Source organism: Synechococcus sp. MU1611 (assembly GCF_020514255.1).
GTDB lineage: Bacteria > Cyanobacteriota > Cyanobacteriia > PCC-6307 > Cyanobiaceae > Parasynechococcus.
Genome location: NZ_VTLC01000001.1, coordinates 276,474 through 301,991 on the forward strand (window position 1 = coordinate 276,474; position 25,518 = coordinate 301,991).

The window sequence follows — 25,518 nt, forward strand, 5'->3', positions numbered from 1 at the left end:
TTGTCACAGGGCTTTGGCTCATTTGAACAATGTCGTTGACTCATCGGAACGCCATCGAACATTTCACTGAGAGATCTTCGTAATGGACGCTTGGAGAAGCATCCAAATCGATGATTGATCGTGTCATCGGGCGCTGGTACACCAACTGACTTCTTCGTCGTAGGGGGAGTCGGTCCAGCGTTATCTCACCCTGATGAGTCGTCTTGAAACTTGCTCCCGTCTCATTTGGTCAAAGTCACTGCTTCATCGGAACGGTAATTGCCACTTTTCAAGGTCATCGTTGCTTTGAAGGGCAGCTTGACGGCGCCTCTTCACCCGATGATTCTGGCGAGCCATCGGGCGCTGGAGCAGAACTGACTCTTCTTCATGAGCGATGGAGAGTCAGTCCAGCGTTACCGCATTTGCCTTAGACAGCTTTGAAACGAGACCTGGTTTCATTTGAGTGATGCCAACTTCTCATTTTCATGCAACGCCTGCGTGAGCCGGAGGCAAGATGAAAATTGAAGGTTCTCGCGAGGCACCTTCAATTCGATGACTTATCCGGGTCATCAAGCTGGGGTTACAGCTGACTCTTCTTCATGAGCGACGGAGAGTCAGTCCAGCCAATTTTGTTTTGATTGCAATTTTATTTTCATGGCTAAGAGCAAAGGTGTTCGAATTGTTGTCACTCTTGAATGTACAGAGTGCAGAACAGCTGCAACTTCCGAAAAACGCTCGCCAGGTGTATCCCGTTATACGACCACAAAAAATCGGAGAAATACTCCCGATAGGCTTGAGCTCATGAAATTCTGCCCGCAGCTCAACAGAATGACATTGCATCGTGAAATCAAGTAATAAGAGCAAGAGTTTGTCTGTGCTGGTTTTAGAATCATTGATTTACTCAAAAGCTCTAATGTGAGATAGGAAGATGCATTCTTATGAGCAGTTTTATCTTCCTGCTGTATCTTTACCTAGGTGTCGCTGATGAGCTCCCATGAGCACAATTGGCGATGAGGGGATAGTGGATTCGATTTATGCCAGCGTGACTCTCCTCTCTTGGTTCTAAGTGAGTACCATGGCAATGCTCATTGTCAATGATTTGCGAATTATTGATTGATCGGCTCTTGGGTATTTGAATATTTTTTGCGTATCAATACGATTGGCCATTGGTAGAATTTAAGACGACCCTTGAGCGGCATTCAGGCTAGTTTCTAAGCAACTGCATTCTAGTTATGACAAACATCGAAGCATTTGCTCATATCATTGACTTGGCAAACCGAACCACTGATAAGACTACCTATGACTATTTAATGCAGGAGGCTCAGGAGATCATGAGAGATAAAGAGACAGAAGATATAAGCTATTGTGATTTTGCGGAGTTGGTTAAAGAGCGGCTTGAAAATGAATCGCAAAGGCTAAAGATTGACTAATGTTGACCTAACCAAAAAGGGATTGCGGCAAGGGTGGATATGGTTGGGTGAAGCTACTGGCAGTCACTGAAGCGCATTGTGAGGGAACTGTTGTTGCTTCGGCTTGGCACTGACTCGTCAATCCTGTTCTTGGCAGACCAGCCGGTCAGGCTTCATGTTTAGGCGCTAGCCGAGAATGACTTGTGGATTCCAGGGGAACCAGCCTGAGAACCTACTTGTGGTTTGTCACACCGTTCTCAAGCCTTGCCACGCCACCAGCACTTATTCATGGAAGATCGAGAGAGTTGCTCCCTCAGTCTGGGGTTGCATTGGTCACGTTGTCATTGCTCAAAGGAATCTCGCTGTAGCGGCATTGGAAGCACATCTTTCCAGAGAGCCAGCGAATATTTGTTTGAACAGTTCATTCCAGCCGGAGCTGTTCCTGCAATGGATTCGCTGCTGTCGAATTCATTGTGCGTCGTCTGGCCCTTTTCCCCTCCAGGTTCAAGGGTCAGTCAGGCGTGCACTAAAAACAGTATTAATGTCGGTGCTGATTGGGTTGCTTTTTTGCTCTAATCAATCGCCTGCATGAGTCTTTACCACTCTGGCCCTGCACTCTGATGTCCCGTAAGACAACTCGTCTCACCAACCTTGATGCATCAGTTTTAGAAGCAGAGATGCGTTGTGGAACTGAATGGCCGATTGGTCTTATTGATGCGATTGCACAAGCCCATCAGACCACAGTTCGATGCGTTACTGAGCGGCGTCGAGTGTTGCGTCCCACCGTTTGGCATGATCCCTATAATCCACACTCCACCAGTAATTCGTAATGCTGATGTTTTGCTAGGTCTCAGTAGCAAAAAATAATAGTCAAAATATTGTTCCATTGTTTTGACGCCTCTTTTTGGCTTTGATATGAACGTTGGTGGAATTGCCCATATTCTTCAATCTGGTGGTAAGGATGGCTCGAAGTCATCGCATATGCATTGCCTTCTGGATGGGCATCACTAAAGGTGTCGCTCTTCCTTTCGATCAATTGACTCGATCAACGTTTTAGATTTAACACCCTCTTGATGCCTTAATTACGTGGCTGTGCTGTCAAGTCTTGATAATAGTTAGGTCGCCCTTGGACGGGGTTCGGCAAAAACATAAGTGATTTACTCCTCGTCAATAATTTCGAGGGGTAGATCTCTTTTTTATTCTGTATTTAAAAGACAAGCCATGGGTGGATGAACCATGGCTCGCCTGAGCCTGCAAAACCCCTGCAGGCTCAGGCGAAATCTAAAGACTGTTCTTCTATGCCTGCGCATTCATTTGATACTTCGAATGCTCTCAATTGCTTTTGTGCTTTGTTGTGGATGCCGGTGGGTTTTTGTAGCTAGCACGATTCAGCATGTTCTTGATTGATCCACTGCTTGCTACAATTAGTCTTTCCTGTTGTCTCCATTGATGCGGTCAAGGTTTAATTTGTGCAAATGATTCTTTTTCTGGTTAAATAAGATCTACCCCTAAAAAGTAATGTAAAAATAAGGCGAATTGGATCGGGCCGATTCTTAAGTTGCGAATGCCACATTTTTTTGAAAATGCAGTCTTATGGAAGTTCATCAGTCAGTTATGACTGGTGGGCTGGAAACTCAGGCGTGGCTAAACGCAGCGGCTCTTTTATTGCAGCCCATGCAGCCCATGCAGGCTTGATCATGTTTTGGGCTGGTGCCTTCACCTTGTTTGAGTTGGCCCGTTATGACGGAACACTGCCAATGGGAGAACAAGGGCTGATTTTGATTCCACATCTCGCCGGCCTTGGCTTCGGCGTAGGAGAAGGTGCTGTAATCATTGACCAGCAACCCCTCATCGCGATCGCAGCATTCCATCTGGTTTCATCTGCTGTACTTGGAGCAGCTGGAATCTGGCATACGCTTCGAGCTCCCAAAGACCTTTCAGAAGCTGAGGGCCGCGCCCAAAAGTTTCATTTTGAATGGAGTGATGGCAAAAAGCTCACTTTCATCCTGGGTCATCACCTGATTTTTCTCGGCCTCGGAGTCATCGCCTTCGTTGAATGGGCAAAGCGCCATGGAATTTACGACAGCGCTATCGGAGCTGTTCGACGGGTGGAACCAAACATTGACCTCGGCATGGTGTGGGGTTATCAGGCTAATTTTCTTTCCATCAGCAGTCTTGAGGACGTGATGGGTGGCCATGCTGTTTTGGCCTTCATTCTCACGATTGGTGGTGTTTGGCATATCATCTCCAGCCCTTTCGGTCCCTTCAAAAAGGTCTTGATCTACAACGGCGAGTCAATTTTGTCTTACTCGCTTGCAGGTATAGCTCTGATGGGATTTGTGACCGCCATTTGGTGTGCTCAAAACACAACAATTTATCCCGTTGAGCTGTATGGCGATCCATTGAAATTGAATTTCGCCTTCTCTCCCTACTTCAGCGACGCAACTACTCTTGAAGGTGGTGTCCACTCAGCCCGGGCTTGGCTGGCCAATACGCACTTCTACCTTGCATTCTTCTTCCTGCAGGGGCATTTTTGGCATGCCTTGCGCGGCATGGGCTTTAACTTCAAGCGCGTTTCTGAGGCGCTTGACAACATGGGGAATTCCAAGATCAGTGCCTGATTGATCTGCCGTTTCTGATGTACCCCTCATCTCAGTGAGATGGGGGGATTTTTTTGTTTCGTGATTCGGCCGGAAGTCCGCCTTTTTTGATTCTTTCTGAAACCACACCATCCTTTTCCTGGATTATTTCGTCTTGTCGGTAACCTCTTAGCCGTATTTTTTCAGGCTGCGGTGCAGTTCCCACTTCGTTGTCATGAGACCTATGGGCCGTCTCGCGTCAAACATCTCAAGGGCTACAAGAGTATTGCAAGGGCTTGTCGAGCTCCTGAACGGCCTATTTTGTATTGGATGGATTCTCTAAATGAAGACTTTTGTCTTTGTATGTGTCGACAAAAAGTCGACCTATCGTCTGCGATTTTGTTCTTTGTGTCTCGTTTTGGTTGCTTCAAGCCTTTGATCGCTGCTTTCAGTGATGCCTGCCAGGCGCTGTGATTCACCTTGGTTTTGGCTTGTGTCAAGCCTCTTCGTCTCTTAAGAAATTCGGTGGTGTATCGGTAGACACGGATTTGTCCGTCAACGTAATTCCGTGGTCGAATCGCTCCGGTGGTGCATCGCCGTCGACCACACAACATTCATCGTCGACGCGCAGATTGCAGCGGACGGATCAGATGCCATCTGATGACTGGGTGGTCTGTAGCACCGACGTTCCCTCGGCAGAGCACTACAACGGAGTCAATCCAGCACCTTGACCGGTTTCATGGACGTCAGCCTCTGGATGATTGTCGGTTTCCTCCTGGCGGCGTACTCCGTCGTCGCGAACGACTCTCTTCAGACCCTCGGCACCTACATCTCGTCCAACAAAAAACGCACGCCAAAGCCGGTGCAGATGCTTTTCATCTGCTCGGTAACGAGCGTGGTGTTGATGTTGGGCTGGGTTCTGTCCAATGGTGATCCCGCCTGGGGAAGGCTCAGTGTTCCTGGTAAAGAGTTCCCTTTACCTGAACCTTTTACCTGGGTTTATGTCCTTCCCCCGCTCGCTGTTCTGGCGTTAACCCAATGGGGGGCGCCGGTGAGCACCTCGTTCTTGGTGTTGTCCTCGTTCCAGCCGGCCAACATCGGCAAGCTGCTGAACAGTTCTCTAACGGGCTACGTCCTCGCCCTCGCCGTGGGCCTCGCCGCCTATGGCCTGGGCATGTGGTTGCTGGAGCGCTGGGTGTTCTGCTGCTCTGAGGAGGGTAAGGATCCCAGCAAAATCTGGTACCTACTGCAGTGGTGCTCCACCGGTTTCCTTTGGAGCATGTGGTTGGTGCAGGACTTGGCCAATATCTTCGTGTTCCTGCCCCGTCAGCTTGGGTTCTTCCCCATGCTGATCTGCACGCTGGTGCTCTGCGTGGGCCTATGTGTTCTGGTAGCCACCGGGGGTGGTCCTATACAGGCTGTGCTCCGCTCCAAGACCAATACGTCCGATCTTCGGTCGGCCACGGTGATCGACTTCTTTTTTGGCCTTTGTCTGCTCTATAAGGCGTTTCTTTCGACGTTCCCTTTGAGCACCACCTGGGTGTTTTTGGGGCTGCTCGGCGGTCGAGAGATTGCCCTGAGGATCAAGGAAAGGGAATTCGAGTACGTGTTCACCAACCAGGAAAGCGGCACGCTCGCCAAGATCATTGGTAGTGATCTTTGGAAAGCCGCCATCGGCGTGGTGGTGAGTCTGGTGATTGCCCTCAGCATCCAGCCTCTCGCTCAGTTCACTGCAGGTTGACCGCTTGATCTCATGGCAGCTCCCCGATCCACGTCCAGAGATTCTGGTGGTCGCTTTCAGGCCAGCAAGGAACCCAAGGCCAAGCCGGTGCAGGTTTGGTTGAAGCCTGATGTCCTGCAACGGCTCGACACCTACTGCGCCTTTTACGGCGTCGGTCGTGGTCGGGCCATTGGCCACCTCCTGCAGGGTGCTCTGCCTGACCCCAACTGGTTGCCCCCGGTGATTGATTTGCTGGAGGGAGCTGAGCCTGTTGCTGCAGGTGGCAACGAGCCTGATCATTCACAACATGAACAGGGGCAGGCGTTGACGCCGATGCCTTGTTTTCATGTGGGTGATCGTGTGTGCAACAAGGCCAGCGGCCGTTGCGGTGTGATTGCTGATGAGCCCCTTCTTTGGGTCGAGCCGGGGCCATCTTCCACCGGAATGCGCGGTGAAGGCCATTGGAGTTACGCCGTGGCCTGGGACGGTCAGCTGGGATTAACGATCCGTTATGCGGAGTATTTGCTTGTCCCAGAGGGTGTGGCCTGAGTCGCCTGATCCTGTGGTCAGCCGATGAATCCATGGCTATGGCAGAGAGGGATGAGGCCCTGCATGGGACGTTGTGTTCTCCTATCGCTTTTGCTCCCCTGGTTGATGGGAGGGTCGGTGCTTGCCAAGCCTGAGCCGCAGCTCAGTGCCAGACAGACCATCCTCGAGGCGAACCGCCATCTGATCGCCGATGGTTGGCGTCCTGCCCCTGAACAAATGCCAACGCCGGAAGAGCGGCGCTGGTCGTCGGTTGCACTCAAAAGTCTCTCTGCTTGTTCCGGCACAGGCGTCGGCTTCTGCCGTTTTGATTACCGACGTGATCTGCAGCGGTTGTCGGTGGTGACAGTACCCAGTAAACCGGGCCGCCCTTCTGTTGGTCGCGTCGATCGTTGGTGGTGATTAGGGGTTGAGCGATTGCTCCTGCCAGTGCGTTGTCGCGCTCCAACGCGTGCGTTCATGGGGATGAGGCCCCAGGTGGAGCCGCTCGACGGTCTCTATCTGCAACTGCAGCACCACGAAATGGTTTGGTAGCGGTGACGTTTCACTGAGTTGCTCGGGGAAAGTTGCTGAGGGATCCAGTGGATCGGCCGGTGTGGGCCAGCCCCAGACAGCACGTCCGGTATTGGAGAGCTGTTGCCAGCGCTGCCGACAGAGTTCAGCTTGTTCGGCCGGTGTGATCAGCTGCACCATGCCGCGAAGCCTGAACTGCTGGCGGGCTTTGGGGAACAGCCAGCACAGTTCTGCAGCCCCATCGCCAGAGAGTTCCTTCACCTTCTCGCTGCGTTGATCAGTGAATAGTTCCAGCTGGTCCACACCGGACCAGCCTCGGAACACCAACGTCCGCACCCGGGGCGTTCGATCGCGCCCGTTCGTGGCCAGTTGCACCCAGCGGGCGCTAATGGAGCGCCCCTCCCGCTGCAAGGCAGCGCGAAGCAGAGGTCTCCAGGGGGGCAAGGCCTCAGTCATGGCAGATCGAACAAGCGAGCTTGCTCGGCAGCGGCACGCACAACGATGGCGTGGCGCTGCACCAGCGGGGTGAGGGCGTCATAACCACCACCGATCACGGTCGCGGTTGGAATCCTGCGGCGCAGACAGGCATCGAGCACGAGTCGATCCCGCATCATCAGTCCCGCATCGCTGAGTGCAAGTCGGCCGAGTCGATCATCGCGATGGGGATCGACGCCGGCGTTGAAGAGAACCAGTTCCGGCGCGATGTTGTCCAAGGCGTCTGGCAATCGATCGGCAATGGCGGCGAGATAGTCGTCATCGCTGGTGTGATCGGCGAGGGCAATGTCGATATCCCCCTGCACTTTGCGCAAGGGGAAATTGCTGCCGGCGTGCACCGAGAGGGTGGTCACCCTGGGGTCGTGTTGAAAACAGGCTGCTGAACCATCGCCCTGGTGCACGTCGAGATCAATGATCAGAATCCGCTGCACCTCCCCTGTTGTCAGCAACACCCGTGCGGCGACAGCACAGTCGTTAAAAATGCAGAATCCGCTCCCGAAGTCGGGGTGGGCATGGTGGGTGCCGCCAGCGAGATGACAAGCCAGGCCTCGCTGTAGAGCCAGGCGTGCCGTTAACAAGGTGCCTCCCACGGCGAGCCAGGTGCGCTGCACCAACGGGCGTGTGGCAGGGAGCCCAATGCGGCGTTGCGCCGGATGGGGCAGGCGGTCGCGGCTGAAGGCTTCGTGATAACCGCGGGGATGCACATGTTCCAGATCCTTGCGGGCGATGCTCAAGGGCCGATGGACCTGGTTGGCCTGGATCACCCCCTGCTCCAGCAGAAGTTGATGCAGCAGCCGGAACTTCGCCATCGGAAAGCGATGGGTGCTCGGCAGCGGAGCGGAGTAGCGAGGGTGGTAGACAACCGAAAGCGTCAAGGGGTTGTTCTCACCCAAGAGGTCTCAGGCCCATTCAAGGATTATGCAGGCTGCTGGTTCAGCAACCAGTCGTTGAAGCCACTGGTGTTGAGCTCGCTGATGCAGCTCTGTATTTTGCGCAGATGACTCTGTTTGATCTGGGTGAGCCGTTGGCCCTCTTCGGATGATGCTCCGACGCGGATTCGCTGTTGGTTGAGCAGGTCCATTTCGCGATCCAGATGCTCCATCAGGTTGAGCAGTGCGTATCCCTGCTTGACCTCTTGCGCGCTCAGCTGCTTTGCGAAGTAACCCATGCAGCACCCCTTAAGGATCGCTTAATTATTTCACGATGAGACTCGCCGGTCTCTTCCATGGGCTCAATAAAAAGGCCACCGGATTGAACGGAAGCCTTTGGTCCGCGTGTGAGGGGTGTCTCGCCCCCGAGCTGAGTGTGGTCTCAGCGAGCGGATTAAGGATGACCAGGCTGTGCCGAGGGAGTGTCCAAGTGTGACTCCCTCGGCATGGAGTGGGTTGAGCTGAAGTGCAAATCCGGGATTTCAAGTTTCTGCTGGGGCCAGATCAGGCTGGTCCCTGTGCTGGAGCTGATCCGTAAAACCCCATAGACAACTTCGCTTCCGAGATCGATGCGTGCATTGCAGCTGCAGGTTGTGATCCCGTCTTGGTGGCTCATCCGCCAGCGCCCCAGGCGCCTTGCTTGCAGCATGAGATCGGGTTCAAGCTTCAGTTCAAGGCTGTTGTCGTCGAGCTTGACGCTACAGACAGCTTCTCTGGTGCCATTCCTGCAAACCGTCTGTTCAAGCTCAGTGCCCTTGGCTGCCTCTGGTGCGATGGCACATGCGGCGATAAGTGCTGCGAACAGCATTGGGATCGATCGCTGAAGCTGAATCACTTGCGGTCAGTTCGGGACAAGCTTGTCGGTAGAGACACACCGGGCCCAGCCGGTTGATGGCAGCTCGGGGTTGTCACGGTCAGCAATTTTGTAGATCAGCTTGAACTGGCAGAAGCCAGCGGCGTCTTTCTTCGGTGGAACATGAACACGTACTTCCGGCAGCTGCAGCAGAAGCTCTTGCTTGGCTTGAGGTTTGGAATAAAACGACGTGCCGGGTTTGACAGTGAAAACAGCTGCTTGCCCTGCAGGGAGAAGCGTGTAAAGCAGGAATCCAGCCGTCAGAAATCCGCGCATTCGGCTGAAGTGGGTGCGGCAAAGCTAAGAAGCGTCGGTTCCACCGTCAACGTCAGGCCTGACTCTCCGATCAGCTCTCGTAGATCGAAGTGGTTATGGTTTGATGGATTTGATGCATGGACATGGGTGACTACGCAACAGCGATCTGGGTCACCATCGGCTTAACAGTCATCATCACAGTTCCTGTCGTTTGGCAATTTCTTCAGCCAAACGACGATGATTTTGGAGACCTCACGCGTAGAAAGTGAGCCAACACGAAGCCGTCACCATCCGTTGCTGGCAATTGACGGGTGAAACAGCCCTTGAAGACATGGTTCTCGGTGTCGACGAACGTGCTGTTCGCGATGGCGTCAATGTTTTGTCCTCCGAAGATTTTGATGCCTGTTTGGCGATCGTCTTATGTCGAATGGGGCTGAATTTCTACGCACACCTTTCGCAGGTGGTGGGGCATTACAAGGGGGACCCCAATGGGATCTGGGACCGCAGTCGAGGCGGCGGTGCTCCCGAAGGCACGGCCTATGAAATCAGGCCGATCACTCGTATTCATCGGGTTCCGGATGCTTTGATCGGTCCCGATTGCTCCGATGGAGTTGGGGTCGCCCATCGAGTTGCGGTGATGCACTATCTGCTCGACATGGGCTGACCTCTACAGCGGATGGATTTGATTTGGCCATCAATGCAGGAATTGTGATCGAACAGTGTCGCTTTCTTGTGCCAATCATCGCCGTTAAGATTGCTTCTGATTGAGACAGGGATAGATCACATGCGACCCGTTGAAAATGCTTCTGAATATCCTCGTCCCCCCTTGGTTGAGCTGGTGTCGGGTTCTGTCGAAATTTGGATTTTGGGAGAGTTGATTGCACAAGATCAGCGCTATGTGCGTGTCTGTGAGACATTCCACCCTCCTACGATTTATCTTCATCCTTCGGCTTTTAAACCTGGCACGCTCCACCCTTCAACGGGGCGGCCGTCGTTTTGCGAATGGAAAGGAGTTGCTTCCTACTGGGATGTAAGCGCTGATGATGGAACCAGTCGTCGCGTTCGTGCGGGGTGGAGCTATCCCGATCCAACCCAATCGTTTGCTCTCTTAGCCGGATGGATCAGCATTTATCCAAGAAGTGTTGATGGTTGCAGGTTGGAAGGGGAAACGGTTTTGGCTCAGCCAGGTTTGTTTTACGGAGGCTGGATCACACCTTGGACACGTGGTCCGTTTAAGGGGGATCCCAACCATCCGGAACTGATATGAAGAGGACGTGTTCAGTTCGATGGAGCCATGGGATTGGGATCTGTATCCAACATGAATTGGTTGCTGAAGGTGTTCATCAGAATCTCCCAAAAACCAGGTCGGCGAGCGAGTTCATGGCTTGCCTCTTGGATGGCTAAGTCTTTTTGAAGCTCCGTAAGATCAAGACTCTGAGTTAATTGATCGAATGCTTTGCGTTCTGCCGAGTTAACAGCAAACCCGTAGTCCTCTCGGCTGCAGCCAATCACCATATAAGCGAGCTTCGCGGCCAGAGGGCGGTCGGCAATTGCAATCTCCTGGGCGAGTTGCTTCAGATCCATCGGGTTTTCAAAAGCCTGATCCCAGCTATCGAACTCTGACTTCTTGAAGTATTGCTTGCTCAATCTCTCCAACATCACAAGCTCTTCTGGTGCAAGGACACCATCGGCACTTGCCATCAGCACCAAGATGCGAAGCAATGCACCTGAAGAACGAAGATCCACAGTCGGTTGTGCTCAGCTTTTCAGATTCATCTTGCAGGAGCTGTCATGTATCGAACATGCCCCTGTATGACCTTGACATCTGATTGGACGTCTAAGAGCTGGGGCGGTGAAACGGAGCTGCTGATGACTCGAGCTTGGCGTGAGCCTTGTCAGCCTTCTTCAGGATCTTTTGGGCTTCGTCGCGGGTCTTGCACTCTTCAGCAGCGAGCTGGAGGGACTCGAGACGTAGGTGAGCAGTGCTTGTCTTCATCGCTTCATAACCAATTCATAACCTTCTATCGCAAAACGTCCATAACTTCAAGAGTCATTGCAACAAAAGGGTTTAAGGGCGACTTTTGCATGACTTCTCTTGTAGTGGCGATGCGACGAGTTGCAGTCCCCATCGAAGGTTTTTGGGGATTGCCTGCAGATGTCGATGGAGTGGGGGCCTGGGAGTCACTGCTGAGGTGTCTAATAAGCCCCCGAGGCAATCAGTTGCAGCCGAAAACCCCGAAGGTGATCTGACTGATAATCCCGTGTCCCGTCAGGGCCTCCGTCAGGACGCCCACAACAAAGCCAATCATTGCGGTGCGGCCATTGAGTAGTTCGGCTCGCTCAAAGCGCTCGTTGCGGATTTGTGCAGCGGCAGCGTTTTGGAACCAGTCGTCATTGGGGGTGGAAGAAGCCATAACCGTTCTGTAGATTTCGAAATGTTAAGCCCTGCGTAACGGTTTGTAAAGCACGGGCTGAAGAGCTGTCTCCCTAAGGAGCGTCACCGACTGCTGGCAAAGGGATTGGTTTGGATGCAGGCCGGAGGCATGTCATCTCCCCCAGCCATGTCAGCCTCGCGAAACCGAGCCCAGAGGCGCTTTTCGTCCCTCCGGATCGATCAGGAATTGCGGTGGTGGCCGGCGCGGATGTCCTGTTGCTTGACGAGTTCAGCCCCGAGTCCCTGGCAACCTTGGTTCCCATGCTTTGTCCTCAGGCAGAGGCGCGCCCTGCTCGGGCCTCCATCGTGCTGGCAGCATCTGGGGTCACCCCTGCCGACTTGAAGCTCAACGCCAAAACTGGGGTGGATCTGAACATGCGCTTTGCGCTGAGCCAGGTCGCGACGGCGGAGCCGGTCATGGTTCAAGGCGCACCAACTGCAGGGCATCTGTGCAGCCTCGATGCCCCTGGTCGTAGATGCTTGGGACGAAACAGCCTCGCCAGCCGGCCGGCAGCTCGGCCAGCAGAGCCTCTGCATAGGGATGGCGGCGGGCGTTGAGGGCGATGGTGTGGGCTGGATAAAGCCGAACCTGTCGGCGACTGACACGGCACAGTTCCGCCAGAGCAAGGCGATGCCAGGTCAGATCCAGCCCCTGACCAGCCATCAGCCCCCCATCGGCCAGGGGTGCATAGGAGAACAGCAGGTGACCGCAGAGCACCAGATCAAAGCTCTGATCCTTGAAGGGCAGATCGGGCAAGGCCGCACTCAGATAGCGATCTGGATGGGCCCGGTGGTCGTCGAGAAATTCTTTTAGGGCGACTAGGTGCTCCTGTCGACAGGCCTCAAGATCAAAGTCGCTGCGCAGTGTGGGGCTGGTGGCCTGTATGGCCATGGTCTGCTCCAGATCCGCCAGGGCGCGGCGCTCGAGGTCCGCCCGGGGGAGCGCATAGACAGGATCGATGGCCGTGACGTCGCAGCCTTCGGCGCGCAGGTGGGCCGCCAGGGTCCCCGGACCTCCAGGGCAGTCGAGAACTGTGGAGCCCCGCCAGCGGTCGAGTTCAGCCGCGAGACCGAACATCTGCATGGCCTGCTCCCCAAGTCTCCCGTAGAAAACGACACGATCTAATTTCATGAGGGAGAAATCTTCGTGAGAGGCCCAGTCCACGAACATCAGCCATGGATCCTTCGTTCAAGTTTATCGATGTAAAATGACAAGCCAGGGTAATTGTTGAGGCCGAGACAACGAGGGCTTGCAGACTGCATTTTTCACAACAAGAATGAAAATTGGTCTGTCTCAAGTTGCGATGTTATTTGTGTAATGTCTCCACGCCGCTCTTGTTAGATGACAGTATTTCTAGTTCATGCAGAGAGATGTTTTTGCAAGCTATGGTGCCAATTAATGCTTGCCGGGTTTATGTCTTTCAAGCATATTGGTTAAAAAGACAACACAACGCCAATTAAAAGTCCGCAGGTATTGGCTAGAAAATCCATGCATTCTCTTTGGCGATTCACACGGGGCTGGATCAGTTCGATGAAGCCGCTGTAGAGCGCAAAGCCGAGGATGATGAGCCTCGTCTGGGCTGGCGCCGTGCGGTTGGAAAGGCCAGCGCTGCGTAGGCAACGAAATGATGGGTTTTGTCGGAACCTGGACCTTCAGGAAGCGTGTTGAGGGGATGTAACGACAACGCTGTGATGCACACAAGCAGGGTTGAGCTCAGGTCGAGCCAGTGGCGTTGAATGAATTGCGTCACTGTCTTCCTCTGTGCATTGGCCTGAGGCCAGATCATTCGCGCTTAAGCGAAGCGTCTGTGACGTTCTTCCCGCTTCTTCTGTTGTTGGGATCCGATGGCCAAGTGGTGAAGTTCCTCTGCATTCAAGGGACGCAATGCAGAGATGAGTGCGTCATCAGTCCAGTAGTCAGGACTGTCGAGAAGTCCTAAGTGCAATGGGCAGGACGGGCCAGCAATCATGGCTGCTCCCTTAAGAATGTCTTCATCATGGCGCAGCATGATTCCATCGCTGGGTTGACGCTCTCCACCAGATCTAGTGTCTGGCCAATCACTAGCTTGTCGCCGCGACAAGCATGGTCGATGTGGGTGAGGATGCCTAACTACCGCTAGCACTAGATGCAGTGCTGCCCTTGCCTGATGGAGCTTCGTTACGCATATTCATTTGAGTCTTAAGTGACTGTTGTCGTCCACTACATCTGGGGGGTAATGGGTATTATTTTTCTATTGCATCAAAATCTGGTGCAGATTGCCGGGTGATGGGGATTGCTACGGCTCTTGAAACCGCTCCTGCGATGGGGCGGTTTTTTTGTCTGCACCGAACGATTTATAACCTCGGTCTCCCTTCGAGCAAGCCTGTTGCAGCCGGATGCGGTCAGCTGTTGATCTGCACCTGCAACCCTTGCTTTGGCAAGCCATGGTTCGCACTCAAGGAGCTTGTGGAGCCTGATCAGGCTTGGGTTGTTTGTTGGCTCCGATTAAGGCCGCTTGCAGTGGTGACGGCCTTTCTCTTGGCGCCAGGCTTGTCAGCACCATGCCAAAGCCGGCGAGTCGGATTGAATGCAACAACGCTGCGGAGAAAAGGACCGATCGGGTGGCGCCATTGGAGTGAGGTACTCCCATCGCCACTGTGTTGATGAATTGATCCGGAGACTGGATGACGCCATCGATTACGAAAGAGGAGCAACTTCATGAAAGCGTCAAAGAACTCAGCACATCTCGAAATCAAGATCGATCTCTCAGTGCAGAGATTAATGGGTCTTGCATCTTTATTTTTACAGCTTAATAGTGATTTTTAGTGACACGGATGCATCGGGTGAAGTGTTGATATGGCTTAATCAGTCAGGCCGATGGCGTGGAGCATCACCAAGCAGAATATATGTTCTTAATAAGCCCAATCCAAAAGCGAGGTATAGGCAAAATTCTGCCCACTCTTGATCGATATTAATTACGAAATCAGTCCCCGATTCCGTAGCTACGAAATAAGATAGTAATGCGGCGCAGAAGAATAACGGCCAGAAATATCTCGGCATAAAGAATGCTGTGGGCAAAGTTGCCCCACCGCTAAGAAGTCTTGATCGGATTAAGCCAACAGAAGGTCGCCATAGCACCAAAATCAGGATCAAGGCTGAAAACAAGAAAAGATTGAGATCGAGATGGTTCTGGAAGAACTTTAGGTTGTGAAATGTGGTTTGATTCTGAGCATTAACAGCTGAAATATTCTCTGGTGTTTTCCATCCAAATAATACTTGACCCCAAGCAATCTCCTCTAGGCCAACGAAGAACATGCCAAAAGAAATGATGGCGTAAATGACAGCGTGCAAGCGCATGAATAGACGTCTCCATAGATCCCTGGAAATCAGCCAAGAAACCCACGCCGAAGTAAACAAGATCAGGGCTTGCAAATACTCAAGAATTCCTCCCTCACCCAGCAGGCGCTTGTAACGCAAGACATCCTGAACGGAAAACTTGAGCAGAACCAGGCAGCCCATGATCAAGCACGCAAGGGCAAGCATGAGTAGTGAACGTCGAGCTCGAGCTGAAGGGCTGAATTCCGAAAGCAAGGACGTTGAAAAAGCTGAGTTGCGGACAATGCTTCCTGAGATAACCAACACCAACCCAACGGCTCCAAGCAGCAGCTCGGGCCAGGGAGAAACATTGAGCCAAAAAGCGCTAAAAAATTTATAAAGTGAAACCCCCAGAACAACGACTCCAAAAAACACAAAGGCTTGGCCACATATCTTCTGCACAGTCTTTTGCCTCACCAAGCTCTCCGATTGACCATCTCCAGAGGATTGCTGAGCCTCAGGACTCGGCTTCAGGGAGCGATTCATGCGGCAGTGCTCTGCTGTTTAACAGGAGGTTATGACGCGACGCCTTTCATTGGTGCAGGCCGATGAAGAGTGGGTGATCATGCAGCTGCTGCTTGCATGGTGCAACCCATGCTGAAGCCCCGCCATTGCTCAGCCTGGGCTGAGCCTCTCGTTCATCGTGGAGCGGTTGTTCCGATGTAACGCCGCACTGGCTTTCGAAGTCGATCGAGCCATTCGATCGTTGAATTTCATCCGACCTGTGCGCTGGTTTGTTCTGAGGAAATCCCTCACATGGTGCGTCAAGACTCAACCAGCAATCCTGGCTTGACGAATCGATTCAATGTCGAATCCCATCACCTTGGTTAAATAAAAATAGGCGCCCCAAGCGACGATATTGAGAGCAAGGGCCCAGATGAATAGCGTTCGTCTGGCTTGCGATGTCTCTTCTTTCATGGATTATTGCCGGTTCAGCAGACACCAAGCTCCGTAGATGGCCAGCCCAAGCAGAATCCACGGGAAAATCGTCCGCAAAAGCGTTAAACCGATCAAGACAACCACAAGCGTGATCGCGGATCGTTTGACCATTGCTTTGCTGCTGTCAGTCATGTACTGCCAGCGGGGAATCAAGGCCATAACGACAAGAGTGTTGACTTGCGTTCTAGGGGACTTGGGCTGAAAGCGCCAACTCCCCTAGAGCTTTTAGACCTCCATGGCATTTCGGCCGAGATCCTGCTATTGAATCGGGAGCTCTTGGCGCGGGGGCGCTCTGAGTTCTTCCAGTGGGATCACTTGAATATCCGAAGTGGCCTCTTCATCCACTTCGCATCCATGGTTTTGGCAGGTTCAGCAGTCGTATTCGAGGGTTGATTTCTGCTGTCTCTTAATTGCATTTGTTTCCCTCATCTGCGATTCGTCGTAGGCAAATTCGCCGTAAATTGTTGACTCTGAAAAGCTTTTTTTCAGACGTAGAGCGGCGATGCGCTGACCAAGAAGATCGAATGACCATTTGGCTGCGGAAAGAACCTTGCCCATGACAACTCTTTTCAACTCTTCTCTGGTGATAGCGCATTGCTACTGCCTGAACATTGGTGCATATACTTATTGCAGGCCGGGCCAATACGCGATTTTGGTTAAGTCACCTGATCGTTGTTGAGGATTCAAGCCTCGGTTGCTCCATCGGCCTCTTGCTTCAAGGCATGTCGGCGACGTTTCGCTTCACAGTTCCGGCACTCTTTGCTGTCCAAGCCAAAGAAATTCGGGATTTTGATGTCACTGCAGCTTGTGCACTGACGTCCCTCTGCAGGGGGAGCTTCAAAGGCCATGGTTGTTGCATCACGCACCCAACACTTAGCAACTGAAACGCAGCTGTAGCAGCCCGCAGTGTCTGAGCTCAGTTGCAGAGAATCAGTTCGAGGAGTTTTGCTGCCAGCCTCCGTTGGCCTGAGGGGAGACAACATCGGAGATCCTTCTTCTATCTACGACAAGTCGGACACTCACAGTCGTCGTCCCATTGCTGTCGCTGACGGTATCGACCGAAATAAAAATGACCGACCTGTTTGTCACCAGAGTTTTAACCCCAGCTTGAGCACCCATGGGCTAGTAACGGCCTCTTTTGAAGCACTGCACTGAGCGGTCATCCCATCCGAGGAGCGGGATGCCTTGCCAAAACACCCCATGCGAGTCATCGTCCGCGCTGTCTTCAGATTGGTTTTGGCTGGCTCTTCCTTGTTTTGAAACGATCAGCAAATGGATTGGGTCTCCATGTTTCTCTCTGCGCAGTTGCCCTAAGGCTGCTCAGATCGTCCTCTTTTACGTTGCACTGAGGGCAGTCGACTCTCACGCTCGAGTGCATGTGACCACAGTGAGCACAACAAATGAGTGACATCCTTGTCTTTGCTGATGAACCACGTTGATCGTTCAGATCATGGAATGCATCGGTGTTTGTCCCTATGCATACCTATAGCCCTGTTCCCTAGGTCATGGCCATCGAGGTAAGAGCATCAGATGTGAGTGATCAGGATTGATCAAAGATCTTTTGCAGGATGTTTCTTTCATTCTGGAGTGAATTAGCTCGCATCGGCTTGCCCAGGGGTCTTGGCTGTCGAGGGCGATTCAAAAAGACCTTGCTGAGCCACCACAGCTGAAGACCGACAAAAGCAAGAGTGAGCAGTGCCAGTTCTGTTGCTCCCTGCATCAGTAGTGCTTGCTGCGGTTCTCAATCGCATCTGCTTTAAAGCATTCCAGCTCTTCAGGTGTGTGCAATGGAGGCTTTTCCCGTTTGCCTACCAATCGCTGAAGCAGTCGCTGCAGTCGTTTCATTTTCCTATTTTGGTCAATCACACTCAGTTCTGCTCAGGCCATAACGGTGAAGGGTGAGCCTATCGATGTCCGCCCCGAGAGTTTAACGCCATCGATGATGAATTCATGCAGGCTGAGAGACATCCAATCCTCTCTGAGCGTCCCTTATGATAAGCAGGTTTAAAAGTAGCTGATTCCAATGACGTTCCAGGAGCTTGTTGCCAGTTTTAATCAACAACAAACAACATGGGAAGAGCTCTGCCTGGAAATCAGGTGCGAAAGCTGCTTCGCTTCGGTTTTTGATGAAGTCACCGAACAAATGGGCTCCGCAAGCCATGCGCTTGTTCTCCTTGCAGATGAATTCCCGAATCATTTCAAGAGTTATGCGAAGGAGAGAGGCCTTGATCAACCTTGATAAATTCTTTCCTGATCATCTGTTTGAAGACTAGCTCTTGATTGATGTAGATGGCAATTCTCTTTTATGGATTCTCAGAGTTGAACTCAAGCTTCTTAAACGTTTTGCTGGCTTCAACGCTAATCAGGCTGAATGAAGTCTGTCCACTAACCTTCGGGTTTAAATCGCCATGTAATTGAACAATTTGATTAAAATGCTTGTATCCACCTCTGGAGCTTTAAGGCTCAAAAACATAATTCTTTTTCTATGTAGTTATTGTCAGGATACCAGAGTTGAACTGCTGCATTGTGCATGATTACTTTCGTGGCTGTGAGTTTCCTTTCGTCCAGGTACAGGTGCCCATCACGCTCTGCTGAGCGAGCGTGCTGATGGGCATCATCGATAAAAATATAGAAACGACAACTAATCAGAACGAAGAGGCTCTGAAGTGGTTTTTTCTCAAGCCAAGAAGAGCAATTCATCTTTATTGTTGCAATACATTTAAATTGTTCCGATCCTTTGCTGGTCTAGGCCTTGCAACCGATGATGTCGCTTTGAGCAAGTGCTTTAGATGGAGCCACTGACTCCATTTTTGTTGATCCTTATCGCTTCTACCCGCGAGGCCATCGAGTGCTCCATTGAGGTGCACCTGAATATCTCTACTCATGGGCGGCTCAAGCGGAAGCCATAACTGATCTGATGGCTTCACTCAAGGCCGAATCACCTTGTCTTGGACGACTGGAGTTGCTAGAGCTCAACCAAGCAACCATCCGTCCATGAATAAAGCACTCTTCGCGCTGCTGCCTTTGGCACTTGCTTCAGCCATGCCTGCTGCAATGGCTCAAAAGGAGATCCCCAAAGCTCCGGGACATGACCAGTGCCCGCTTGGTTACGTCAATACCCTTGGTACGACATGTGTGTCGCCCATCTATTACGAGGTGGCCCCTACTGCCGGCGAAGCTTGCCCGTCAGGATGGATGAATATTGGCGCTGGCTACTGCAAGAAGAAAAAGGGGCCTCTCGGCATCCTCTGAGCTCTTAAGCGGGGCTCAGTTTCGAGGGACCTCCCCATTCCTCAGCTGAGCTCAGGAGGTCAAGGTTCGCTGCTCCATCGCGATCTTCAGATCCTGGTGTGGGCGATGCCATGCCCGCCTGACCTGAACAAAAAAATAGGCAATTGTTCCCCACGTATGCAATTGAGAGAATGAGCCTTTGACGGTCAAATAATGAAAAGAAAATAATTACCTATTTGCGTAATATAAAGCCTTTGGCTTGGTTAAGCGGGTAAGTGCTTAAGTCCACTTGTATTTTATGGAGGATAGTATGCACAGCCAGAAGAACTCCCCTGCGTGTTTCTTGCGCTGGTCTGTCAGTAAGGTCGCTGACAAGCTCTATGCCGTAGCAGCAACGGTTGATGGAAAAGAGTACGATTTTGTCGGTAATTTTAAAAGTGTCCGTGAAGCACAAAAAGCTGGTCGCCAATATGCTCAAGATTTAGTTCATAACTCGATGGCTGCAGGTCGCTTATCTCTTAAGCAACAGTCCTTGGCTGCATAATTACAATGTTTCTGCTCTGTTGATCCTTTTTGGGTCATTGCTGAATTGGTCCAAGGCTGATGGGTGTTATCGCTAGAAGAAAAAGCGCCTTTGGTGTGTTTCCACTCCAAGGGTTTTTTATTGCTTCTCAGGATTGCTGCTGATGCTTTCCCGGGTGTCGGTGCTGAGTGGGTATCGCTGTGTTCCACTCAAATGCTGCTTTTCAACGCAGCTGCCGTTGATGAGGCGCCAGAAAAGGAGTGAAATGGCCGACAGCTCGTTAACCACGCATCCATCGAACAACCGCGCCCGATGTGGTTTTCCTCTCGCATCTAGGCGACAGGTCTACATAGAGATTATGGCTGTGTGATGCTGATTCACAGTGAGACCATCATCGAAGGTGGAGCGACGATGCAGAAGTTAGGCCGTCTGCGTTGCAACCCTCCAAGCGAAGAAACGCTGGTCTGACTCCCCGCATCGCCAGAAGAGAGTCAGTGCAGTGACCAGCGCCCAATGGTTAACGGAAATACCATTGGAAAGAAGGTGCCTTCGTATGCGCCTTCTTTGGTCAGCTTGGCGCTTACAAGACCTCTCGTGTCTGACTTATGAGCAGATTGCGCCGCTCAAAAGATTCTGGCGCGGGTTCAGGATTGGCCAGCACCTGTCTGTTAGGCATCAAAAACGCCTTCTACGAGACCAGTTGATGGATTAGTGGGTTGAATCGGTACAGCAGGAAATAATACTGCCGCTAATTTGATGTAATAAGATAATAATCGTGCGGGCTATTTTATTGATAATTGATGAAAGTTTCCAGTTATATTATTGCCTTTTGGACGTCAATCGAGTGCAGAAGCAACGAAGGAGCATTGACTCATTACATAACTATTTTGAATGCCATTCAACAATCTGGCCTCCTGTTTGGAAGATGCCTATGAACAAGATTCCAGAGCCTGGTTAGGTACTCACGTTTCTACGTCCTGCTACTTGCATTTCGTGCATCCAGCGTTTCGGCAAGCAGATCAACAGGACGCTTGATAGGAACCTCAGCTCTTCTGCGTCATCCCAGTGGACATCTTTCGAATCACGGCGTTGCAGCCATGATTCCCATTCGTTGACTGATCGCGATTCGAGCATTCCTCTACTTCAGCATGGGCCGAGACGGCAGAACAGCTTCTGAGACTCTTCTGAACATTGCACGAATAGCTCGCCCCGTATTCCGTCCGTCATCGCTTTGCCAAAGGGATGCACGCCACCAATATCCCTTCGCCAACATCTGCGAGGCAATGGGTCACTCCATCGAGGCTCACCTGAAGAGCTACGCCAGGCTCAAGCCAAATGCAACGGCAGACCTAGTGGCAGCGGTCAACGTTTGATTGATTAGTCAGACTCCGCGCCATGCCGAATAAGGACCGCGCTACCAATCCACCCCTAGAAAAACCGGGTGATGAGGGTCAAGCACTGGCCTACGTCCTGAGGTATTCGGCCATAGACAAAGAAACAGCCATTGGCTAGCCGTGAGAGGTGTGGCTATGGATGAAAGATGCAGGTGGTAACGACCCAATTGAGAAAGTCATCCCTTATCAATACATCCATCTATCTGTTGCCAGTATTGGCATTAATACCAGGCCAGGCTTGGACAAATGTGCAAGTAAAAGCTATGCGGATATGATTTGCGGGACCTATCTAAAAACAGCTGAACCAGAAGACCCAGAAATAAAGATGCGCTGCATTTCTGGGCTGGTCAGACTTGGCAAAAAAGTACTCCGGGTTTCCGGGAGTAGTATTCAACGATGCAAAGCTGAAGCTAACTTTTTCAGTTGTATAAGTGGATATACCTCAGATGCCAGTCGATAGGCAAGAACAGCACGTGAACACGCTGTCGAGATTCGATCTATATCGCTAACCCCACACCTCCTCAACAGTCCTCGCCTAGAGGAACTTGGTCAAACCATTCAAGATGTTCTAGGACCACGTTCAATCATCTGGTCCAACAATTCAAAGACTTTCGGATGCAAAGGGCGAAGCCTGTATGGGTACTACAACATCCCAAGAGGATTCGTAGTGATGTGCCAAGGTTTTCACAAAGGAGACTTTAATGAGATTGTTGATACCCTCAAACACGAAGGATGGCATGCTGTTCAGCAACAATGCCGAAAGGGGGCGCCTGTTCTAAGTCAGCAGCAAATCGCATCCCAGATTTGTCATGTAGATATTTTCAACGTTGATAATTACCACCCCAAGCAACAACGCCTTGAAAGCGAGGCAAGGATTATGGCCAAAGTGAATGTCAAGAATTGGATACGCCTTGTAAAACAAGAATGTAGGGGAAAGCACAAAAAGCGCTATACCAATTTGATCTTGGGTTGAGCAACCGGAATACCACCAATGCCGTAAACCCGCAGGCGGATGCTCAGGTACAACGCCATTGAGGCCTGGGACAAGATGCTCAGAACAGGCTGGCTCAGGTGTTCGCTACCAGTGCAGTGATTCAGAACTTTCTTGGGTAAGGGGGGTTTCCTGCCATCTCAATGTTGATCTCCCTGCAGATGTTCATCCATGCCCCCAATCCAAAATTCACGCCATTAGGGCCATCGATGAATTCCTGAAACTCCTCCGCTGTGATTCCTTCGCGGACTTCCCAGATGCAGAAAGCAGGGCCTTCAGGGCCAACGGGACAGAACGAATGGTTGTAGAACCCCGCTTCTAAATTTTTGGCGACGGCCTCATCCCAGCCACCACCTGGAGTCATGGCTGCCTGGGCCGTCTCCCACCACTGTTGTGCTTTGCCTGCGCGGAACTCGTGATGAACGTGGAAAAATTTGGATGCCATGAAGCGGACGGCTTTCGGCACATCCTGGGTTGAGAACTCAGCCTTCGTTGTGGCTTGCAGCACTCTGCAGGAACTGACTACTACTTGGTTAGGTGCAGGCCGCCACGGTGCCGCCGGCTCTCATTAGTTGGGTGATTCAGCCTTTGCCTCCTGTTACTCGGCCGGCGACGAAGCCGATGCCGCCAGCGACGACGGCAGCCTGCATCTGCCAGATAAGACGCCGGTTACGCCATGTCGTCTTATTGAGCCAAATCCCAGTTCCTACCGCCATGATCAGCAGGATGATCAGGACCGCTTGATTGAGGTTTCTCATGTGATCTCAGCCTCGACCAACTGTCTTGGCAAGGGCATGCTCCATGCGCACATACAGCGGGAGAAGTTTCGATGGGACCTGCTTGAGAAACTCCCTCTCCGCTTTGACTGTTGCCAAAGCGTGGATCTCTTGTCCTTTCGGGTCTTGGTAGGTGAAGATCTCAAGCCCTTCTGGTGAGACGGCAGCCCCGACCTTGTTCCCGTCTCTGAGTAGAAAACGCGCCACGTTCATTTGAAACCAACGGTCATTTTTAGATGGTTTTTGCCTGGCTAAGCCGTTGTCTGTATACCGAGACCTTGGGGCCCTAGCCCGCTTCTGGTTCCCAGCCCATTTCCTTCTGCCAGATGGGCGCCCAAAGCTTGCAGCTCTTTTTTATGCGAGCTGCAGTTTTGCTGATGGTTTGTTTCAACACAGTTCTCACCCCTGAAGACGCCTTACAAAGGAGTAACAACTGAAGGAGGTGCCATGAGCCGATCAAGGTCGTTCAACCGCTTTCATCGTTATTTGGCTCGGCAGAAACGCCGTGGACTGCGCTCCGTCCTGCCGCAGTTCCAGATGGATTTCGAGTACTACGGATCGCCCATCGATCACAGCCGCGACATGCTCAACAGGCTGAAAGGGCGTGAAGTGGAGATTGAGCTGCTGGACACTGAGTCTTGACTGAACTAACCAGCCTGATGTGCCCAGCCCATCTCCTTCTGCCAGGTCGGTGCCCAAAGCTTGCATTGCTTCTTCAGGTTCTGCCCCTGTTGCAGCTCCTTCAGCATGGGGGGGCACCCCACCAGGCAGCCAACGCTTGAAGAGGTCAGAAGTCGTTGGCTCGTAGTGCTGCCACGAGTTCCCCCAGCAGGAACAGGGCAATGCGGGTGTCGCGGGTCATGGTTGAGACGTGACTGTCTTGAGAGTTCCCCGCTCTCCAGACTCCGGCGATGCCGAAGAAGGTCCGCGCCACCAATCCCCCGCCAGAAAAACCAGGCGGTGAAGGTTGGCTGGTCAGTCCTGAACAGCAACTGCTTTGTCAGTTCAAACCCGACTCAGCAACGGTCTATGCGCAGTGGGTTGCGGTGCGCACCTATCGCTGGGTTCCGCCTAGCCCACCAGTCCCGCAAACCCGCCGGCAGATGCTTCGCTATAACGCAATTCATGATTGGGACAAGTTGTTGAAAATTGGCTGGAGGCGCTGCCTCCCGCTTGTGCGCGGGTAGCTACAAAACAGGGAGAAGGATCTGGCAAATGAAAAAACTTCTCGTCGTATTGCTCATGACCATGCACCCTCAAATTGCTGCAGCCGACGCAGATCCAACAATCGACAATGGCAACTTTGCGTTTACAAAGCCTTACTTGATGTCAGTGAGCTACTCAAGATCATCAGAAGACAAAGCATTGTTTGGCCTTGCGATTACAACCAAAGAGCAAAATAAAGATCAAAACGGATTGGACGTGCCGACCGCGATGGTAATGAATTGTAAGACCGACACATTCTCTGCTGCCCTTTATTTTGAGTTGGAAGAGGCAATCGAAGCAGCGAAGCTTATTGCAGGATCTTTTTGCTTGATGCATAAACAGTACTGGTCACATTCTTTTTGGTGATCGCCTCTCTTTCATGAAGGCCACCAGTGCCCCAAATCCGCAGAAGAATGCTTCGGCACAACGCCATCGAGGTGTGGAAATCGATGCTGAAGACCGGTTGGGTGCGGTGCCGTCCGCCAGTGCGCTGAACAGAGCGGGGAACACTCAAGACAGTCACATCTGACCCATGACCAGCCGCTTGCATCGCGGCTACTACTTCAGAAGTTCACCTGCTCAATGGCCCTAATGAAGCCAACCACCCTTCTTGGAACACTGATCCTGCTCAGCACCTGGAGCAGTGTTGGCGCCACTGAGGCCGGAACATATTCCATTCAAAAAGCTGACAACAGCATTGAGCAACGCATTGCAGCTGCACAAGGTGACGACAGCTGGTCGCACATTTTGAAGGCAAGGCTGCACCAACCGCTGGAGATCGCTGGGTGGGCTAACGGTGGCTATCGGCGTGGCTGGGTTAACGGTGGTGGCGGTAGCTGGCGCAATGGTGGCGGTTTCGCTAACGCCGGTCGCGGTTTCGCTAATGCCGGTGGTGGTGGCTGGCGCAATGGTTCAGGTGCCTGGGGCAACGGTGGCGGGCGACGTGGCTTTGCGAATTGGTAGAACTGCGAGCTGACTTCACTCCGTCAGCAATGGCGGGGTTTATTTATGCCGGGGAGTCAGGGCTCCACCTCAGCACCCCAATCCGGGGCAGTGGCAGACCAGCCCAACCGCAGAAGCTCTTTCTAGCGGTGAGATCAAGTTCAAGTGGTGATGCCACTTAAGTAGCAGGTGATGCGTAAAGCTGTCGGAGGCCAGAGTTACGACATAGGTGCTCTGTTTGATTTGCACTTCACGGAGCGGCGAGGTCACCCTGTTCGAGGAGGTGTGGCTTCGCTTGGCACAAGAAGAAGGCCCCTGCAGCTCTATAGAGGGGCCGACCCTCACGAGCAAAACGCTCGCATCGCAAAGGTAATGATTCTCGCTTTTCCTTTCGGTGCGGAGGGTGACAGCGAAAAGAGCAATCCGTTCACAATTACTTAAGGATGAGA

34 protein-coding genes are annotated in these 25,518 nt (G+C 52.2%); 19 read left to right on the top strand and 15 right to left on the bottom strand.

The features are described from left to right. Nucleotides 1-633 precede the first annotated feature (633 nt). From rpmG to FZZ92_RS01615, 6 genes are all read left to right on the top strand, one after another. Nucleotides 634-834, top strand: a complete 201-nt coding sequence (gene rpmG, locus FZZ92_RS01590) for a 50S ribosomal protein L33 (protein ID WP_115025170.1) — start codon at nucleotides 634-636, stop codon at nucleotides 832-834. Nucleotides 835-1,211: 377 nt separating this feature from the next. Further along, complete coding sequence (locus FZZ92_RS01595) at nucleotides 1,212-1,409, top strand: hypothetical protein (protein ID WP_115093525.1); 198 nt, start codon at nucleotides 1,212-1,214, stop codon at nucleotides 1,407-1,409. A gap of 1,562 nt (nucleotides 1,410-2,971) precedes the next feature. Next, a complete protein-coding gene (locus FZZ92_RS01600; protein WP_226398159.1) occupies nucleotides 2,972-4,009 on the top strand; it encodes a chlorophyll a/b binding light-harvesting protein in 1,038 nt (345 codons plus the stop codon). Nucleotides 4,010-4,706: 697 nt separating this feature from the next. Continuing rightward, nucleotides 4,707-5,708 carry a hypothetical protein gene (locus FZZ92_RS01605; RefSeq protein ID WP_226422418.1) on the top strand — a complete coding sequence of 334 codons (1,002 nt, stop codon included), beginning with the start codon at nucleotides 4,707-4,709 and terminating at the stop codon, nucleotides 5,706-5,708. A 12-nt stretch (nucleotides 5,709-5,720) separates the two neighbouring features. Continuing rightward, nucleotides 5,721-6,236 (top strand): hypothetical protein, encoded by a 516-nt coding sequence (locus FZZ92_RS01610; RefSeq protein WP_226422419.1) that lies wholly within the window; start codon nucleotides 5,721-5,723, stop codon nucleotides 6,234-6,236. 63 nt (nucleotides 6,237-6,299) lie between these two features. Further along, nucleotides 6,300-6,635 (top strand): hypothetical protein, encoded by a 336-nt coding sequence (locus FZZ92_RS01615; RefSeq protein ID WP_115025165.1) that lies wholly within the window; start codon nucleotides 6,300-6,302, stop codon nucleotides 6,633-6,635. Here the strand turns inward: FZZ92_RS01615 and FZZ92_RS01620 are convergent, their stop codons facing one another. The 5 genes from FZZ92_RS01620 to FZZ92_RS01640 form a co-directional block, all read right to left on the bottom strand. Further along, nucleotides 6,636-7,202: a pyridoxamine 5'-phosphate oxidase family protein gene (locus tag FZZ92_RS01620; RefSeq protein WP_226398129.1), complete on the bottom strand. Its 567-nt coding sequence runs from the start codon at nucleotides 7,200-7,202 to the stop codon at nucleotides 6,636-6,638. After that, complete coding sequence (locus tag FZZ92_RS01625; protein WP_226398128.1) at nucleotides 7,199-8,116, bottom strand: histone deacetylase; 918 nt, start codon at nucleotides 8,114-8,116, stop codon at nucleotides 7,199-7,201. The genes FZZ92_RS01620 and FZZ92_RS01625 overlap by 4 nt, the downstream gene beginning before the upstream one ends. A 41-nt stretch (nucleotides 8,117-8,157) precedes the next feature. Continuing rightward, nucleotides 8,158-8,409, bottom strand: a complete 252-nt coding sequence (locus FZZ92_RS01630; RefSeq protein WP_226422420.1) for a hypothetical protein — start codon at nucleotides 8,407-8,409, stop codon at nucleotides 8,158-8,160. Nucleotides 8,410-8,564: 155 nt separating this feature from the next. After that, complete coding sequence (locus FZZ92_RS01635) at nucleotides 8,565-9,005, bottom strand: hypothetical protein (RefSeq protein WP_226398126.1); 441 nt, start codon at nucleotides 9,003-9,005, stop codon at nucleotides 8,565-8,567. Nucleotides 9,006-9,011: 6 nt separating this feature from the next. Continuing rightward, nucleotides 9,012-9,299 carry a hypothetical protein gene (locus FZZ92_RS01640; RefSeq protein ID WP_226398125.1) on the bottom strand — a complete coding sequence of 96 codons (288 nt, stop codon included), beginning with the start codon at nucleotides 9,297-9,299 and terminating at the stop codon, nucleotides 9,012-9,014. Between the two features lie 244 nt (nucleotides 9,300-9,543). Here FZZ92_RS01640 and FZZ92_RS01645 point away from each other — a divergent pair, with 244 nt between their 5' ends. Further along, nucleotides 9,544-9,942, top strand: coding sequence for a hypothetical protein (locus tag FZZ92_RS01645; RefSeq protein WP_226398124.1), 399 nt, complete (start codon nucleotides 9,544-9,546; stop codon nucleotides 9,940-9,942). A 120-nt stretch (nucleotides 9,943-10,062) separates the two neighbouring features. Next, the gene (locus tag FZZ92_RS01650; protein WP_115025159.1) at nucleotides 10,063-10,545 is read left to right on the top strand and encodes a DUF427 domain-containing protein; all 483 of its coding nucleotides are present in this window, start codon (nucleotides 10,063-10,065) and stop codon (nucleotides 10,543-10,545) included. 11 nt (nucleotides 10,546-10,556) lie between these two features. On the opposite strand, the gene FZZ92_RS01655 is transcribed toward FZZ92_RS01650, so the two are convergent. The 8 genes from FZZ92_RS01655 to FZZ92_RS13100 all read right to left on the bottom strand — a co-directional run bounded on the left by FZZ92_RS01655 (nucleotide 10,557) and on the right by FZZ92_RS13100 (nucleotide 17,851). After that, nucleotides 10,557-11,024 carry a hypothetical protein gene (locus FZZ92_RS01655; RefSeq protein ID WP_226398123.1) on the bottom strand — a complete coding sequence of 156 codons (468 nt, stop codon included), beginning with the start codon at nucleotides 11,022-11,024 and terminating at the stop codon, nucleotides 10,557-10,559. Between the two features lie 470 nt (nucleotides 11,025-11,494). Then, entirely contained in the window at nucleotides 11,495-11,692 is a 198-nt protein-coding gene (locus FZZ92_RS01660) for a chlorophyll a/b-binding protein (protein WP_226398122.1), read from the bottom strand. Nucleotides 11,693-11,984: 292 nt separating this feature from the next. Continuing rightward, nucleotides 11,985-12,131, bottom strand: a complete 147-nt coding sequence (locus tag FZZ92_RS01665; RefSeq protein ID WP_226422421.1) for a hypothetical protein — start codon at nucleotides 12,129-12,131, stop codon at nucleotides 11,985-11,987. Further along, complete coding sequence (locus FZZ92_RS01670; RefSeq protein WP_226422422.1) at nucleotides 12,128-12,844, bottom strand: hypothetical protein; 717 nt, start codon at nucleotides 12,842-12,844, stop codon at nucleotides 12,128-12,130. Before FZZ92_RS01670 ends, FZZ92_RS01665 begins: the two co-directional genes overlap by 4 nt. A gap of 1,713 nt (nucleotides 12,845-14,557) precedes the next feature. Then, nucleotides 14,558-15,553, bottom strand: coding sequence for a pectate lyase (locus FZZ92_RS01675; RefSeq protein WP_226422423.1), 996 nt, complete (start codon nucleotides 15,551-15,553; stop codon nucleotides 14,558-14,560). A gap of 285 nt (nucleotides 15,554-15,838) precedes the next feature. Then, nucleotides 15,839-15,985: a hypothetical protein gene (locus FZZ92_RS01680; RefSeq protein WP_226422424.1), complete on the bottom strand. Its 147-nt coding sequence runs from the start codon at nucleotides 15,983-15,985 to the stop codon at nucleotides 15,839-15,841. A 390-nt stretch (nucleotides 15,986-16,375) separates the two neighbouring features. Then, nucleotides 16,376-16,564, bottom strand: a complete 189-nt coding sequence (locus FZZ92_RS01685; protein ID WP_226398119.1) for a hypothetical protein — start codon at nucleotides 16,562-16,564, stop codon at nucleotides 16,376-16,378. A 1,161-nt stretch (nucleotides 16,565-17,725) separates the two neighbouring features. Then, nucleotides 17,726-17,851, bottom strand: a complete 126-nt coding sequence (locus tag FZZ92_RS13100; RefSeq protein ID WP_255613907.1) for a hypothetical protein — start codon at nucleotides 17,849-17,851, stop codon at nucleotides 17,726-17,728. A 178-nt stretch (nucleotides 17,852-18,029) separates the two neighbouring features. Between FZZ92_RS13100 and FZZ92_RS01690 the strand changes: the two genes are divergently transcribed. The 5 genes from FZZ92_RS01690 to FZZ92_RS01710 all read left to right on the top strand — a co-directional run bounded on the left by FZZ92_RS01690 (nucleotide 18,030) and on the right by FZZ92_RS01710 (nucleotide 22,247). After that, nucleotides 18,030-18,245 (top strand): hypothetical protein, encoded by a 216-nt coding sequence (locus FZZ92_RS01690; RefSeq protein ID WP_115025151.1) that lies wholly within the window; start codon nucleotides 18,030-18,032, stop codon nucleotides 18,243-18,245. Nucleotides 18,246-19,000: 755 nt separating this feature from the next. After that, on the top strand, nucleotides 19,001-19,258 hold the full coding sequence (locus FZZ92_RS01695) for a hypothetical protein (RefSeq protein ID WP_226422425.1): 258 nt from the start codon (nucleotides 19,001-19,003) through the stop codon (nucleotides 19,256-19,258). A gap of 322 nt (nucleotides 19,259-19,580) precedes the next feature. Then, nucleotides 19,581-19,781 (top strand): hypothetical protein, encoded by a 201-nt coding sequence (locus FZZ92_RS01700; protein ID WP_226422426.1) that lies wholly within the window; start codon nucleotides 19,581-19,583, stop codon nucleotides 19,779-19,781. A gap of 63 nt (nucleotides 19,782-19,844) precedes the next feature. Then, nucleotides 19,845-20,024 carry a hypothetical protein gene (locus FZZ92_RS01705; RefSeq protein WP_226422427.1) on the top strand — a complete coding sequence of 60 codons (180 nt, stop codon included), beginning with the start codon at nucleotides 19,845-19,847 and terminating at the stop codon, nucleotides 20,022-20,024. Between the two features lie 2,142 nt (nucleotides 20,025-22,166). Next, complete coding sequence (locus FZZ92_RS01710) at nucleotides 22,167-22,247, top strand: hypothetical protein (RefSeq protein WP_226398158.1); 81 nt, start codon at nucleotides 22,167-22,169, stop codon at nucleotides 22,245-22,247. 1 nt (nucleotide 22,248) lies between these two features. On the opposite strand, the gene FZZ92_RS01715 is transcribed toward FZZ92_RS01710, so the two are convergent. After that, nucleotides 22,249-22,590, bottom strand: a complete 342-nt coding sequence (locus FZZ92_RS01715) for a hypothetical protein (RefSeq protein WP_226422428.1) — start codon at nucleotides 22,588-22,590, stop codon at nucleotides 22,249-22,251. A gap of 127 nt (nucleotides 22,591-22,717) precedes the next feature. Here FZZ92_RS01715 and FZZ92_RS01720 point away from each other — a divergent pair, with 127 nt between their 5' ends. After that, a complete protein-coding gene (locus FZZ92_RS01720) occupies nucleotides 22,718-23,080 on the top strand; it encodes a hypothetical protein (protein ID WP_226422429.1) in 363 nt (120 codons plus the stop codon). A gap of 288 nt (nucleotides 23,081-23,368) precedes the next feature. Further along, nucleotides 23,369-23,563: a hypothetical protein gene (locus FZZ92_RS01725; protein WP_226398114.1), complete on the top strand. Its 195-nt coding sequence runs from the start codon at nucleotides 23,369-23,371 to the stop codon at nucleotides 23,561-23,563. A 145-nt stretch (nucleotides 23,564-23,708) separates the two neighbouring features. Here FZZ92_RS01725 and FZZ92_RS01730 read toward each other — a convergent pair whose 3' ends face one another. Further along, nucleotides 23,709-23,855, bottom strand: coding sequence for a hypothetical protein (locus FZZ92_RS01730; protein WP_226398162.1), 147 nt, complete (start codon nucleotides 23,853-23,855; stop codon nucleotides 23,709-23,711). On the opposite strand from FZZ92_RS01730, the gene FZZ92_RS01735 reads away from it, so the two are divergent. From FZZ92_RS01735 to FZZ92_RS01750, 4 genes are all read left to right on the top strand, one after another. Further along, nucleotides 23,833-24,108: a DUF1651 domain-containing protein gene (locus tag FZZ92_RS01735; protein ID WP_226422430.1), complete on the top strand. Its 276-nt coding sequence runs from the start codon at nucleotides 23,833-23,835 to the stop codon at nucleotides 24,106-24,108. The genes FZZ92_RS01730 and FZZ92_RS01735 overlap by 23 nt on opposite strands. After that, nucleotides 24,071-24,493: a hypothetical protein gene (locus FZZ92_RS01740; protein WP_226422431.1), complete on the top strand. Its 423-nt coding sequence runs from the start codon at nucleotides 24,071-24,073 to the stop codon at nucleotides 24,491-24,493. The genes FZZ92_RS01735 and FZZ92_RS01740 overlap by 38 nt, the downstream gene beginning before the upstream one ends. A 47-nt stretch (nucleotides 24,494-24,540) precedes the next feature. After that, nucleotides 24,541-24,621, top strand: a complete 81-nt coding sequence (locus FZZ92_RS01745; protein WP_370631240.1) for a DUF1651 domain-containing protein — start codon at nucleotides 24,541-24,543, stop codon at nucleotides 24,619-24,621. A gap of 97 nt (nucleotides 24,622-24,718) precedes the next feature. Continuing rightward, nucleotides 24,719-25,090: an rSAM-associated Gly-rich repeat protein gene (locus FZZ92_RS01750; protein ID WP_226422432.1), complete on the top strand. Its 372-nt coding sequence runs from the start codon at nucleotides 24,719-24,721 to the stop codon at nucleotides 25,088-25,090. Nucleotides 25,091-25,518 lie beyond the last annotated feature (428 nt).